This window comes from Pectobacterium colocasium (assembly GCF_020181655.1).
Classification (GTDB): domain Bacteria; phylum Pseudomonadota; class Gammaproteobacteria; order Enterobacterales; family Enterobacteriaceae; genus Pectobacterium; species Pectobacterium colocasium.
In genome coordinates this window covers 4,813,864-4,826,418 of the sequence record NZ_CP084032.1, presented here as the reverse complement: position 1 = coordinate 4,826,418, position 12,555 = coordinate 4,813,864, and the positions used below count along the sequence as shown (strand labels likewise).

Sequence of the window (12,555 nt, the reverse complement as noted above, 5' to 3'; positions counted from 1 at the left end):
TTTCTGTAATTAAATAACAGTATTGTGTGACCTGGTTTAACTTTGTGTAATCGATAACCATTTTCTATGAAAGTAAACAACAAAAAATCCTTTGTTCCCGTGAAAAAATAGGGTAGAGTTAAAGACGTAGGGTACAGAGGTAAGATGTTCTATCTTTCAGACCTTTTACTTCACGTAATCGGATTTGGCTGAATATTAGCCGCCCCGCTCAGTTTTGAGCGGGGCGTTTTTTATGGGGCTTATCCGGGTTTTACCCTCAAAACATTTTTACCACTTAACACACTGGTAGCTACGTGCTGGGTAGCTCGGTGTCAGCACGGTTTCGAGGGTGAAAAGAGCGTCTCTGGTGGGGGAGCATTACGGGAAAGTGGGGCGTGATGCGAGTGAGGATGCTCTGCACCACGCGAAAGGATTATTCTGCTTCTTGTTCTTCTTCAGCGTGTTCCAGCGTACTGAACCAGTTATCCAATTTCTGCCGTAGTTTATCGACGCCGAGTTTTTTCAGTGACGAAAACGCTTCGACCTGAATATCACCCATAAATGGCAAGACAGCCTCGCGAACCGTATTCAACTGTGCCTTACGTGCGCCTGAAGCCAGCTTATCGGCTTTGGTCAGCAGCACTAAGACTGGAAGCTCGACATCGACTGCCCACTGAATCATTTGCTGATCAAGATCTTTCAGCGGATGGCGAATATCCATTAGCACCACAAGTCCCTTCAGGCTGTTACGCTTTTGCAGGTATTCACCGAGCGCACGTTGCCATTTGATCTTCATTTGCTCGGGCACTTCGGCGTAGCCATAGCCGGGGAGATCGACCAAACGCACGCCGTCGGTCACCTCGAACAGGTTGATCAACTGGGTACGACCTGGCGTTTTACTGGTTCGTGCCAGGTTCTTCTGGTTGGTCAGCGTGTTCAGCGCGCTGGATTTTCCGGCGTTAGAGCGCCCAGCAAAGGCCACTTCAATACCGCTATCTGTTGCCAGATGGCGAATATCCGGGGCGCTGATGATAAAACGCGTCATGTGGTAGTTATATTGCTGGGTCACGATGGTTATCTCTATCTGGATCTCTGTCTGGTTGGGGATTATACCTGTAACTGACAATAAAGGCGGGTTTATCTGCCTCAAAGCTCAGCCGTCTGATGTGGACGCTTTTTTATTCGCGGGCTTTCTGCTAGATTCCGCCGGACTTCCCTTATATCTGTGTACCTGAGAACAACATTATGAACCGACCTGTCAAAGGGGCTGCCGATAAGGCAGGAAAACCCAAAGTAAAAAGAAAGACTCGCGAAGAGTTAGAGCGCGAAGCGCGCGATCGGAAGAAAGATAAAAAGCATCGTGGCCACGCGGCGGGTAGCCGAACTCAGGAAAAAGCGTCCACCGACCAGCGTTCTGGTCAGCGTAAAGCAGCCGATCCACGTATTGGTAGTAAAAAACCTGTACAGCTTGGCGTGTTAGACAGCGCCATTGAGAAACCGAAGCCAAAATCGAAGCCTTCTGCGCCTGTAGAGAAAGTCGTTGCTGCCAAGCCGGCAATGTCACCCGAAGAAGAGCTGGAAATGTTAGAAAACGATTCACGTCTGGATGCTTTATTAGATCGTCTGGATAGCGGTGAAACGCTGAGCGCCAAAGATCAGTCATGGGTTGATGAAACGCTGGATCGTATCGATATCCTGATGGAAGAGCTTGGCATTGAGCTGGGTGATGATGACGAAGAAGAACAGCAGGAAGATATGTTGCAGCTTTTAAAACGCAATAATCCGAAAGACGCGTTCTAATCAATGAAATGGCTGTTTCTGTTCCTGATATTGCTGGTTGCGTTTTATCTGCTCTGTCTGTTCAGTAAACTATGGCTATTGTCGAAGCGTAAGCACCGATTGCACCGCGCCTTGTTTAACGGGCGTATGAATCATGCGCGACGCCAACGCCCAAGACAAAAACGCCGGGAGCGTTTTTGAACGTCACAAGGTGACGGCCCTTTAGGGCGAGTCTCAAGGATGAGACGAGTAACAAAACGCCGGGAGCGTTTTTGAACGTCACAAGGTGACGACCCTTTAGGGCGAGTCTCAGGGATGAGACGAGTAACAAAACGTAGGAAACGTTTTTGAGCGCCATTTTTGGTGATCTAAAGGAGGGGAAGGATAACCCACCGAGTAAAAACTGGAAGGAGTGAGCGAATATGTCGATACCGTCCGTTGACTGGGATCTGGCCCTGATTCAAAAATATAACTATTCTGGGCCGCGTTATACGTCTTATCCCACAGCGTTAGAATTCAATGAAGCTTACGATGAGCCTGCGTTTCAACAGGCCATCGTCCGTTATCCGCAGCGACCGCTGTCGCTGTACATCCATATCCCTTTTTGCCATCGGCTGTGCTATTTCTGCGGCTGTAATAAGCTGGTTACGCGTCAGCAGCATAAAGCGGATGAGTACCTTGATGTGCTGGAGCAGGAAATTCGCCAGCGTGCGCCGCTATTCGCCGGGCGAACGGTGACGCAATTGCATTGGGGCGGTGGTACGCCAACCTACCTGAATAAAGCACAAATTAGTCGACTGATGTCACTGCTGCGTGAGCTGTTCTCTTTTTCCGAGCAGGCTGAGCTGTCGCTTGAAGTCGATCCACGAGAAATTGAGCTGGACGTCCTCGATCATCTGCGCGCCGAAGGGTTTAACCGCTTGAGCATGGGCGTTCAGGATTTTAATAAAGACGTTCAGAAGCTGGTCAATCGTGAGCAGGATGAAGACTTTATTTTTGCCCTTATTGAGCGGGCAAAGGCGCTGTGCTTCACCTCAACCAATATCGATTTGATTTACGGCCTGCCGAAGCAAACGCCGGAAAGCTTCGCTTTTACACTACAGCGCGTTGCGGAATTAAGCCCGCACCGGCTTAGCGTCTTTAACTATGCGCATTTACCCAGCCTGTTCGCTGCGCAGCGCAAGATCAAAGAAGCGGATTTACCGAGCGCGGAGCAAAAGCTGGATATTCTGCAACAGACGATTGGGTCGCTGACACAATCGGGCTATCAGTTTATCGGTATGGATCACTTTGCTCGCCCGGACGATGAACTGGCCGTGGCGCAGCGAGAAGGGAAGCTGCATCGCAATTTTCAGGGCTATACGACGCAGGGCGATAGCGATCTGCTTGGGATGGGGGTGTCTGCGATTAGTATGATCGGTGATAGCTATGCCCAGAACCAGAAGGAACTGAAGCAGTATTATGCGCAGGTTAAAGACAAAGGAAATGCCTTGTGGCGCGGGCTGCAATTGACGCGTGACGACTGCCTTCGTCGCGATGTGATTAAGACGCTAATTTGTAATTTCCAGCTTAGCTATGCGCCCATTGAAGCAGAATATACGATCGATTTTAAAACCTACTTTGAGCAGGATTTAGCGTTGCTGGCTCCGCTGGTGGCTGATGGGCTGGTGGATAGTCAGGAGGACGGGCTGGTGGTGACGCCGAAAGGACGTTTGCTGATCCGCAATATCTGTATGTGCTTTGACGTCTATCTGCGTAGCAAGCTCAGAACACAGCAGTTTTCCCGCGTGATTTAGTCAAAAAAACAGCCAGTCGATGTTAGTACCGACTGGCTGTTCTCAAACTTTTGTGATCAACTAAAGAAATTAATCAGTGCAGCACACAATACGGCGGCAATAGCAGCCTGCGGCGAATGGCTTGCCGCGGAGCCAATTTCAGCGCCATGTGTTGCAACGGAAAGTGTTGCAACGGAAATCAATGAGTCCAGCATGGTGTTCCTCCCGAATCAGCGACACGATCATACTGCTGACTCGAGGCAAGTAAAGGACAAATTAGTGACAATTTCGTGCGCCAGATTGTATTTTTTATCACCAGTTTGTTTGTTAACAATTGAGTAATAAAAAAGCAATCTCGCTACTCCATTCCCAGCTCTTTTAGTTTACGCGTCAGAGTATTTCTACCCCACCCCAGCAATCTTGCCGCTTCCTGCTTATGACCCTGCGTATGCCGCAGTGCTGTTGTCAGCAGCGTCCTTTCCATTTCCGGTTGGGCCTCCGCCAGCAGGTTTTGATGACCGGAACGCAGCGCGCGATCGGCCCATTGTGCCAATAGCGTAGCCCAGCTGTCCGGCAGAATATGTACAGTGGAATCTGGTGCCGTGGTCTCGAACAGTTCGGGCGGCAGATCCTGAATCAGTACTTCCTGACCGGCGGCCATGACCGTCAACCAACGACAGGTGTTTTCCAATTGGCGCACGTTGCCGGGCCACGGCAAACGGGTTAGCGCCGTTTCCGCTTCTGGATGCAGATTCTTCGGCTCGACGCCCAGCTCTTTTGCTGTGGCCTGCAAGAAATAACGCGCCAGACGAGGGATATCTTCTCGACGCTCACGCAGCGGCGGTAAATGAACGCGGATCACGTTCAGGCGGTGAAACAGATCCTCACGGAACTTGCCTTCCTGCACGCGCTGTTCAAGGTTTTGGTGCGTTGCCGCGATAATGCGGACGTCTACTTTCACCGCCGCATAGCCGCCAACGCGATAAAACTGTCCGTCTGCCAAGACGCGCAACAGACGTGTTTGCACGTCTAGCGGCATGTCACCGATTTCATCCAAAAATAGCGTTCCGCCATCAGCCTGCTCAAAGCGACCCTGACGAATCTGGTTCGCTCCCGTAAACGCGCCTTTTTCGTGGCCGAACAGTTCTGATTCGATCAGATCTTTGGGAATAGCTGCCATATTCAGGGCGATAAAAGGGGCTTTGGTGCGCGGGCTGTGGCGATGCAGGGCATGTGCTACCAGCTCTTTACCCGTTCCCGATTCGCCGTTAATCAGCACGCTGATCGATGAGCGAGACAGACGGCCAATGATGCGGAAGACATCCTGCATCGCGGGCGCTTCGCCGATAATGTCCGTTGTCGGGCCATTGATCGGCTGGTTACGTACCGGCTGCTGCTGTTCCAGATAATGGCTGATCGCGCGCTCAACCAGCGCAACGGCTTCATCAATATCGAACGGCTTCGGCAAATAGTCGAACGCACCCTGTTGGTAAGCACTGACGGCGGCATCCAAATCAGAATGTGCCGTCATAATGATGACCGGGAGCATCGGGTGGCGCTGTTTGATTTGCTGTAAGAGCGCTAATCCATCCATCCCTGGCATGCGGATGTCGGACAGCAGAACGTCGGGGGTTTGTGTTGCTAACGCATGTAGTACCTGATTTCCGTTCTCAAACGTTGCGCAGGTTAAACCCGCACCAGCAAGCGCGCGCTCAAGCACCCAACGGATGGAGCTATCGTCATCGACAATCCAGACTATCCCTCGTTGCATTGTGAACCTCACTGGCGAATGGGCAGGTAAACCGAGAATTCGGTGTGTCCTGGCCAACTGTTAAATTCAATTTTACCGGAGTGCTGGTCGATCAGACTGCGGGCGATGGAAAGCCCTAAACCGGTTCCCCCTTCGCGCCCGCTCACCATCGGGTAAAACAGGGTGTCCTGGAGTTGAGCGGGTACGCCGGGGCCGTCATCTTCCACGTCAATACGTGCGGCAAGCCGATAGCGCACGCCGTGTAACGTCAGCTGAAAAGCCGTGCGGGTACGAATCGTAATCGTCCCGCCTTCCTCGCCCAGCGCCTGTAGCGCATTGCGGGTAATATTCAGCAGTACCTGTTCAATCTGGTCAGGGTCGTGCGTCAATTCTGGCAGACTGGGGTCATAGTCTTTCACCAGCGTCACGTTATCTGGTTTTTCCAGTGAAACGAGCTGGCAAACGCGTTCGGCGACCTGATGGATACTTTGAGTGACGTGCAGGCCGGGCTGTTGTGGCCCGAGCAGGCGATCGACCAGATTACGCAGGCGATCCGCCTGTTCGATGATGACCTTGGTATATTCCGTCAACGCCGGATCGGGCAACGCTTTAGCAAGCAACTGCGCGGCGCCACGCAATCCGCCAAGCGGATTTTTTATCTCATGCGCTAAACCCCGGACTAAATCACGGGCGGCCTGCTGTTGTGCATGTTGAAGCTGTTCCTGACTGAGACGGCGCTGATTATCCATCGGCGCCATTTCCAGCAGGATAAAATCGTTTTGTACCCGCTGAGCGGTGAGCGACATGATGTGCGCTTTACCATCTACGACGATGGTGACTTCGTTATCCGTAAAACCTTGCCCTGAATCCAGACTTTCACGCAATAAATCGATATTCAGAGAAAAGTATCCCAGCAAATCGGGCAGTGGCGTGCCGGATAATTTACGCGAGCTTTGTGCCAGTAATTGCTGTGCTGCCGGGTTGGAATAGTGAATCGCCAGATCGTTATCCAGCAATAAGATGCTGTTTATCAGGGAATTGAGGATCTGCCCAGCATCGGGCAGCGTGCCTGTTGCCATAACGCAGACTCCCGCACCATCGTGGTGCATTGTAGTGTGAATGATGGATGTTACGTCGCAACGGCCAATGCCGGTGGTGAAAAAAGCCCATCCGAAGATGGGCTGAAGCGTTTCCACGGCAACAAGAACAAACTTCTTAGTATTCTGTTGTTTATCGGGCATGGTTGGGTATCAGCACACCCAACCATGCTGTCGTTATTAAACGCTGTTGTTATTAAACGCTATAGTACAGTTCGAACTCAACTGGGTGCGGCGTCATACGAACGCGGTCAATCTCAGATTTACGCAGTTCGATATACGCTTCGATAGCGTCGTCGGTGAACACGCCACCACGGGTCAGGAACTCGCGGTCTTCGTTCAGTGCAGCCAGGGCTTCGTCCAGAGAACCTGCAACTTTTGGAATCTCTGCTTCTTCTTCTGGAGGCAGATCGTACAGGTTTTTGTCCATCGCATCGCCAGGGTGGATTTTGTTGATGATGCCGTCGAGGCCAGCCATCAGCAGTGCAGCGAAGCACAGGTATGGGTTAGCTGCTGGATCCGGGAAGCGCGCTTCGATACGACGTGCTTTCGGGCTGGCAACAACCGGAATACGGATTGAAGCAGAACGGTTACGGGCAGAGTAAGCCAGCATAACTGGAGCTTCGTAACCAGGGACCAGACGCTTGTAGGAGTTGGTGGTCGGGTTCGCCAAGGCGTTGATGGCTTTAGCGTGCTTGATAACACCGCCGATGTAGAACAGAGCCAGTTCAGACAGGCCGCCGTATTTGTCGCCAGCGAACAGGTTAGTGCCGTCTTTAGACAGAGACATGTGGCAGTGCATACCAGAACCGTTATCACCGAACATAGGTTTTGGCATAAAGGTCGCAGTTTTGCCGTAGGCGTGAGCCACGTTATGCACGACATATTTGTAGATCTGAATTTCGTCAGCTTTTTTGGTCATGGTGTTGAAGCGGGTAGCCACTTCGTTCTGACCAGCGGTTGCGACTTCGTGGTGATGAGCTTCAACAACCAGACCCATCTGCTCCATAGTCAGACACATAGCAGAACGGATGTCCTGTGATGAATCGACTGGTGGAACCGGGAAGTAGCCGCCTTTCAGACCTGGACGGTGACCTTTGTTACCGCCTTCGTATTCTTTACCGGAGTTCCAGTAAGCTTCAACATCGTCGATAGCAACGTGAGAACCGGACGTGCTGCTGCCGAAACGGATGTCATCGAACAGGAAGAATTCTGGCTCAGGCCCAAACAGAACGGTATCGGCAATGCCAGAAGAACGCAGGAAATCTTCCGCACGTTTCGCGATAGAACGCGGGTCGCGGTCATAACCCTGCATGGTGCCTGGTTCAAGAATGTCACAACGAATGATCAGCGTAGAATCTTCGAAGAACGGGTCGATCATCGCTGTGCTGGCATCGGGCATCAGAACCATGTCTGACTCGTTGATACCTTTCCAGCCGCCAATCGAGGAACCATCAAACATTTTACCTTCTTCGAAGAAGTCGGCATTAACTTGATGAGCCGGAATGGTGACGTGCTGTTCTTTACCTTTAGTATCCGTGAAGCGTAAATCAACAAACTTCACTTCGTGCTCATTCAGCATCGTCAAAACATGTTCTGCGGACATACTTGGTTCTCCCGATTGGTCATTTATCGTCGTGGAACGAATATCGTTGTGGATTGATGTTGTTGCCGTGAGTAGACTAAAGCTAAAAGTGTGCCAACTTTTTAAATGTGTGCAATGTGTTGCTACTTGGGGCTTTCTCACGGAAATCCACTGCACCATTATAGTTTAAAGCACCAAAACGGTGCCCTGTATGTGAATTATTGCACTTATTTAGTGCATTTGTGTTCGCTTGTAGCGCTTTTGCACCGTGAAAGGGATCACAAAGCAAGCAGCTCTAGGTTGTTTATCATAGATGCTTGTGATCTTGTTTAGTCCCTCGATTAATACGTGTACAATAGCGCGCTATTTCTAAATGCCTGAGGCAAAGCTGTGATCGAAAATTTGCGTAACATCGCCATTATTGCGCACGTTGACCATGGGAAAACCACCCTGGTTGACAAGCTGTTGCAACAATCCGGAACGTTCGGTGAACGTGTCGAAGCAACCGAGCGTGTAATGGACTCCAACGATTTGGAGAAAGAGCGTGGAATTACCATCCTCGCAAAAAATACCGCCATTAATTGGAAAGACTACCGCATTAACATCGTAGATACCCCGGGACACGCCGACTTCGGCGGCGAGGTTGAGCGTGTAATGTCGATGGTTGACTCGGTACTGCTGGTTGTTGATGCGATGGATGGCCCGATGCCGCAAACGCGTTTCGTGACCAAAAAAGCATTTGCCAACGGTCTGAAACCGATTGTGGTTATCAACAAAGTTGACCGTCCTGGCGCGCGTCCTGACTGGGTTGTCGATCAGGTATTCGACCTGTTCGTGAACCTGGATGCAACTGACGAGCAGCTGGATTTCCCGATCATTTATGCTTCTGCGCTGAATGGTATCGCGGGTCTCGATCATACCGACATGGCGGAAGACATGACCCCGCTGTATCAGGCGATTGTCGATCACGTGTCTCCGCCTCAGGTTGAGATGAATGCACCGTTCCAGATGCAAATTTCTCAGCTGGACTACAACAACTATGTTGGCGTTATCGGCATCGGCCGTATCAAGCGCGGTAAAGTTAAGCCTAACCAACAAGTGATTATTGTTGATAGCGAAGGCAAAACCCGTAACGGTAAAGTCGGTAAAGTTCTGACTCACCTGGGTCTGGAGCGTATCGACGCAACCGAAGCGGAAGCTGGCGATATCATCGCGATCACCGGTCTGGGCGAGCTGAATATTTCCGACACCATCTGCGATCCGCAGAATGTCGAAGCGCTGCCAGCACTGAGCGTCGATGAACCTACCGTTACCATGTTCTTCAACGTCAATACTTCACCGTTCTGTGGTAAAGAAGGTAAGTATGTTACGTCGCGCCAGATTCTGGAGCGTTTGAACAAAGAACTGGTACACAACGTTGCCCTGCGCGTTGACGAAACCGAAGACGCTGATGCGTTCCGCGTTTCTGGCCGTGGTGAATTGCACCTGTCGGTTCTGATCGAAAACATGCGTCGTGAAGGCTTTGAACTGGCCGTATCACGTCCAAAAGTTATTAACCGCGTTATCGACGGCCGTAATCAGGAACCGTTTGAAAACGTGACGCTGGATATCGAAGAACAGCACCAGGGTTCAGTCATGCAAGCCATGGGTGAGCGTAAAGGTGATGTGAAAGACATGATTCCAGATGGCAAGGGTCGTATCCGTCTGGATTACCTGATCCCTGCTCGTGGCCTGATCGGTTTCCGTACCGAATTCATGACCATGACGTCTGGTACGGGTCTGCTGTACTCCACGTTCAGCCACTACGATGACGTGCGTCCAGGCGATATCGGCCAACGTCAGAACGGCGTGCTGATCTCTAACGGTCAAGGTAAAGCCGTCGCGTTTGCGCTGTTCAGCCTGCAAGATCGCGGTAAGCTGTTCCTCGGACACGGTGCAGAAGTGTATGAAGGCCAGATCATCGGTATTCACTCACGTTCTAACGATCTGACAGTAAACTGTCTGACCGGTAAGAAACTGACCAACATGCGTGCATCAGGTACTGACGAAGCAACCACGCTGGTTCCGGCGATCAAAATGTCTCTGGAACAAGCGCTGGAGTTTATTGATGACGACGAACTGGTTGAAGTAACGCCACAGTCTATCCGTATTCGTAAGCGTCATCTGACCGAAAACGACCGTAAACGCGCTAGCCGCGGCAGCAAAGACGTCTAATTTCAGACGGGTTTGTCTGTTACGCAACAGGGCACCTTCGGGTGCCCTGAATTTTATGCGTTTTCTTCCACTTTAACCTTTCCTTATATTTCCTCCCTGTTCAGTTTCGCCATTTCCCGCTACAGTGAAAATCCTACGATTACGTCAGGAGGAGGCTGCCATGCTGTATATTTTTGATTTAGGTAATGTCGTCATTGATATTGATTTCAAAAGAGTATTAGGCGTCTGGAGTAATCTGAGCAGTGCGCCGCTCGCGACGTTGCAAGAACGTTTTGTGATGGGGGAAGCATTTGAACAGCATGAGCGGGGCGAGATTAGCGATGAAGAATTTGCGACCAGACTGTGTCAGGAAATGGGCATCGCCCTGAGCTTCGAGCAATTCACCGCTGGCTGGCAGGCTATCTTTGTCGCATTGCGTTCTGAGGTTATCGACATCATGCAGCGCCTGCGTCAGGAAGGTCACCGCGTGGTGATTCTGTCGAATACCAATCGCCTCCATTGTTCACACTGGCCGGCATTGTTCCCGGAAGTGGGGGCGGCGGCCGACAGAATCTATCTGTCACAAGACATTGGATTACGTAAGCCAGAATTGGCGATTTATCAGTATGTTCTGACGCAGGAAGGCGTGACGCCAGCGCAGGCCGTCTTTTTTGACGATAATGCCGCAAACGTTGATGCTGCCCAGAGTTTGGGCATTCACAGCATTCTGGTGACCGATCGTCAGGTGGTGCCGGATTTTTTTGCTATGCAGGCAACGACAGCTAAAGCATGATTTATATCGCAGGGGCGGACACGGCCTCTATTGGGAATGATGACATCAGGAGTAGTTGGGTTTTATGATTGCGCTAATTCAGCGAGTATCCAGCGCCAGCGTTACGGTAGAAGGCAGTGTGGTTGGGGAAATCGATAAAGGTTTGCTGATCTTACTGGGCGTTGAGCAGGGCGATGACGAACAAAAAGCCACGCGGCTCTGCGAGCGTGTGTTGGGTTACCGCATATTCGGTGACGATAACGGGAAAATGAATCTCAATGTTCGTCAGGCTGGCGGCAACGTGCTGGTGGTTTCGCAGTTTACGCTGGTTGCTGATACGCAGCGTGGCATGCGGCCTGGGTTTTCTCGCGGCGCGTACCCCTCGGAGGCCGACCGTCTCTATCAGTATTTTGTCGGACAGTGCCGTGAGCAAGGCGTTCACACGGAAACAGGGCAGTTTGCGGCGGATATGAAAGTGGCATTGGTGAATGACGGCCCGGTGACGTTCTGGCTACAAACATAGCATTCTACAAACATAGCGTTGCAGGCTCCACCATGGTTATCGCGTGATGTATCAGTTTGTCAGCGGTCTGATTTTATGAACCCCGATGCAATGGGGCATCTCGGTATAGAGGAAGGGTTATGTATCATCTGAGAGTACCTGAAAGCGCAGAAGAACTGGATGCGTACTATCAATTCCGCTGGGAAATGCTGCGTAAACCTCTGCGCCAGCCGCTAGGCTCCGAGCGCGATGCCTATGATGCCTTGGCACATCACCAAACCGTGGTGGATGAGCAGGGAAGGCTGGTCGCAATTGGCCGTCTTTCCATCAATGCGGATAACGAAGCGGCAATCCGCTTTTTAGCGGTTCATCCCGACGTGCGAGGGAAAGGGTTAGGGACGTTGCTTGCGATTACTCTGGAGTCTGTCGCGCGTCAGGAAGGCGTCAAGCGTGTGGTCTGTAGCGCCCGTGAAGACGCAATGGATTTCTTCTCCAAGCTGGGTTTTGTTAATCAGGGGGAGATCACTGCGCCACAAACAACGCCTGTGCGGCACTTTCTGATGATCAAACCGGTGGCGACGCTGGATGATATTTTGCACCGCCCTGACTGGTGCGGACAGCTACAACAGGCCTGGTACGAGCACATCCCTCTGAGTGAAAAGATGGGGGTGCGTATAAGCCAGTACACCGGGAAAAAATTTATCACCACCATGCCTGAAACGGGCAATCAGAACCCGCATCACACGCTTTTTGCCGGCAGCATGTTTTCTCTCGCGACGCTCACCGGTTGGGGATTGATCTGGCTACTTCTGCGTGAGCGGCACCTCGGCGGAACGATTATTCTGGCGGACGCGCACATTCGTTACAGCACACCGGTGAGCGGTCGGCCGAGCGCTGTTGCTGACTTAGGGTCACTGAGTGGCGATCTGGATCGTCTGGCGCGGGGGCGCAAGGCACGCGTGCAGCTAAATGTCGAGCTCTTCGGTGATGACAGTAAAGGGGCGTTATTTGAAGGGGTGTATATCGTGCTGCCTGCTCAACCGGATGCGCCACTGGAAGCAGGCGGGTCGGAAGCGGATTAACTCGCAGTGACCATATTATGATGGCCTTCCTATCGGAACAT

General features: G+C 51.5%; 12 protein-coding genes. 7 read left to right on the top strand and 5 right to left on the bottom strand.

Features of this window, described 5'->3' with window-relative positions:
- The first annotated feature begins 144 nt into the window (after positions 1–144).
- Entirely contained in the window at positions 145–192 is a 48-nt protein-coding gene (spfP, locus tag LCF41_RS22480; RefSeq protein ID WP_071892919.1) for a small protein SpfP, read from the top strand.
- Between the two features lie 220 nt (positions 193–412).
- Here the strand turns inward: spfP and yihA are convergent, their stop codons facing one another.
- On the bottom strand, positions 413–1,048 hold the full coding sequence (yihA, locus tag LCF41_RS21775; protein ID WP_225086312.1) for a ribosome biogenesis GTP-binding protein YihA/YsxC: 636 nt from the start codon (positions 1,046–1,048) through the stop codon (positions 413–415).
- Between the two features lie 176 nt (positions 1,049–1,224).
- Here yihA and yihI point away from each other — a divergent pair, with 176 nt between their 5' ends.
- Together yihI and hemN are read left to right on the top strand one after the other, a co-directional pair.
- Entirely contained in the window at positions 1,225–1,779 is a 555-nt protein-coding gene (gene yihI, locus LCF41_RS21770; RefSeq protein ID WP_225086311.1) for a Der GTPase-activating protein YihI, read from the top strand.
- A 401-nt stretch (positions 1,780–2,180) separates the two neighbouring features.
- A complete protein-coding gene (gene hemN, locus LCF41_RS21765; RefSeq protein ID WP_225086310.1) occupies positions 2,181–3,554 on the top strand; it encodes an oxygen-independent coproporphyrinogen III oxidase in 1,374 nt (457 codons plus the stop codon).
- 56 nt (positions 3,555–3,610) lie between these two features.
- On the opposite strand, the gene LCF41_RS21760 is transcribed toward hemN, so the two are convergent.
- The 4 genes from LCF41_RS21760 to glnA form a co-directional block, all read right to left on the bottom strand.
- Complete coding sequence (locus LCF41_RS21760; RefSeq protein ID WP_145962345.1) at positions 3,611–3,748, bottom strand: YshB family small membrane protein; 138 nt, start codon at positions 3,746–3,748, stop codon at positions 3,611–3,613.
- Positions 3,749–3,891: 143 nt separating this feature from the next.
- Entirely contained in the window at positions 3,892–5,304 is a 1,413-nt protein-coding gene (glnG, locus tag LCF41_RS21755; protein ID WP_010298133.1) for a nitrogen regulation protein NR(I), read from the bottom strand.
- Positions 5,305–5,312: 8 nt separating this feature from the next.
- Positions 5,313–6,362: a nitrogen regulation protein NR(II) gene (gene glnL, locus LCF41_RS21750; RefSeq protein WP_010298136.1), complete on the bottom strand. Its 1,050-nt coding sequence runs from the start codon at positions 6,360–6,362 to the stop codon at positions 5,313–5,315.
- Between the two features lie 214 nt (positions 6,363–6,576).
- Positions 6,577–7,986 (bottom strand): glutamate--ammonia ligase, encoded by a 1,410-nt coding sequence (glnA, locus tag LCF41_RS21745; protein ID WP_015842300.1) that lies wholly within the window; start codon positions 7,984–7,986, stop codon positions 6,577–6,579.
- A 369-nt stretch (positions 7,987–8,355) separates the two neighbouring features.
- Between glnA and typA the strand changes: the two genes are divergently transcribed.
- The 4 genes from typA (at position 8,356) to fabY (ending at position 12,514) form a co-directional block, all read left to right on the top strand.
- Positions 8,356–10,179: a ribosome-dependent GTPase TypA gene (gene typA / locus LCF41_RS21740; RefSeq protein ID WP_225086309.1), complete on the top strand. Its 1,824-nt coding sequence runs from the start codon at positions 8,356–8,358 to the stop codon at positions 10,177–10,179.
- A 160-nt stretch (positions 10,180–10,339) separates the two neighbouring features.
- On the top strand, positions 10,340–10,951 hold the full coding sequence (gene yihX / locus LCF41_RS21735) for a glucose-1-phosphatase (protein ID WP_225086308.1): 612 nt from the start codon (positions 10,340–10,342) through the stop codon (positions 10,949–10,951).
- A 64-nt stretch (positions 10,952–11,015) separates the two neighbouring features.
- Entirely contained in the window at positions 11,016–11,453 is a 438-nt protein-coding gene (gene dtd, locus LCF41_RS21730; protein ID WP_225086307.1) for a D-aminoacyl-tRNA deacylase, read from the top strand.
- Between the two features lie 119 nt (positions 11,454–11,572).
- Complete coding sequence (gene fabY / locus LCF41_RS21725) at positions 11,573–12,514, top strand: fatty acid biosynthesis protein FabY (RefSeq protein ID WP_225086306.1); 942 nt, start codon at positions 11,573–11,575, stop codon at positions 12,512–12,514.
- Positions 12,515–12,555: the final 41 nt, after the last annotated feature.